The sequence below is a fragment of the Mesorhizobium sp. B2-4-3 genome, from assembly GCF_006442815.1.
Lineage (GTDB): Bacteria > Pseudomonadota > Alphaproteobacteria > Rhizobiales > Rhizobiaceae > Mesorhizobium.
In genome coordinates, this window is sequence record NZ_VFVL01000074.1 from 1 (window position 1) to 1,334 (window position 1,334).

General features: G+C 50.1%; 1 protein-coding gene. It reads left to right on the forward strand.

Annotated elements, in window-relative coordinates; translation table 11 throughout:
- Positions 1 to 54 precede the first annotated feature (54 nt).
- Positions 55 to 1,029, forward strand: a complete 975-nt coding sequence (locus tag FJ956_RS30380; RefSeq protein WP_140782026.1) for a Stf0 family sulfotransferase — start codon at positions 55 to 57, stop codon at positions 1,027 to 1,029.
- Positions 1,030 to 1,334: the final 305 nt, after the last annotated feature.

Genomic DNA, 1,334 nt, shown 5'->3' on the forward strand with positions numbered 1-1,334 from the left:
CGACTCTGCTATGAGCCTTAGGGGCGCTCAGGTCGCGCATCGGCTCGAGAATGGATGCAAGAAATTGGCCATCGCGATCACAATGCCAGTTGTTGCCTCTCCGCAACCTCGTATGCGGCCAATCGAACCGGAGTTGACGCACGCAACATGGTGCCCGGACTTTTAAATATTGGAAGACATGCCCTCGAGATGACGCTTAATTTCATTGGAGCCGGACATGGGCTGGGTCCTTTTCTGTCTAAGTCGCTGGTGGCGGGCCAAGAGGAGCCAGTGAGCACCGACACCCAGAATATAATGAAAAAAGCTCCTTCCCAACTACAGGACGCTCTAAACAAAATAGAGCGGGGTTACTCGATCGCGTTCACGCCGAGGTGTGGCAGCAATTACCTTTGTGATCTTCTAACGCAGGCAGGAATAGGCCAGCCAACAGAGTATTTTCAGTATGAGTTGCCAAATTGGCGGTCAGTCGATTTTGACGCCGCAGTATCGACAGTTCTCCGAGAGAACACAGTCAATGGTATTTTTGGCACAAAATTGGCTCACGATCATTGTGCATGGCTACAGAGTGCAATTGCAAAGATTACGGGTAGGTATACCACTTTGGGGGATTTGTTTTCGAATCACAGGTGGGTACGATTGGTGAGAAGAGACAAAATCGCACAGGCAGTTTCCCTTTATACGGCAAAGGTGACGCAGCAGTGGTTAATATGGCAGGATAGTGGTAAATCCAGTGTAGAGGTGCCGTATGATTTCTTAGCTATCTTGGATTGTTATAAAACGGTTGTTACTGCTGAACTTGCATGGGATGTTTATTTTTCGGAGCACCGCATTGAGCCGTTTATTATTACTTATGAAGATATGATAGAGAATCCGCAGAGAATGATCTCGGAAATAGCTGCTTGCCTGGCTTTGACGAACTGGCAATCAGCAGAAGCCACAAAAGAGAATCTTCGGATTCAGCGCGACGAGAACACAGCTTCGCTTATCTCACAGTTCCGCCATACGTTGATCGACATCGGCAGCTTTTAGCTGGAGCAATTCCGGGAAAAGTGCGCAGCGGCTTTCCGTCCGGAATTGCGTGAAAACAAAGGTTAGAGCGGGCAGCGAATCTATCAAATGCTGAACCGCCCCAGGACAAAAGCTGCCTGTGCTTTGATCAGGCGGGCATCGCCAGCAACTCACGTGCCTTGCCACTCGTCAATCCCAGAAGACGCTCTCGCGTCTGCGCAGCAATGCGTTCAAAGGTAAATTCCTGCGTCCATCGTTGAGCGAGGCGATCAAATTCGTGCACTGAAGTAGGCCCGCGGTCGAGAGGCAATCCTGCCTCATATGGC

Bases quoted from the DNA above. Each gene is read 5' to 3' on its own strand.
- FJ956_RS30380 (WP_140782026.1), top strand. From the start codon at position 55: ATGCAAGAAATTGGCCATCGCGATCACAATGCCAGTTGTTGCCTCTCC.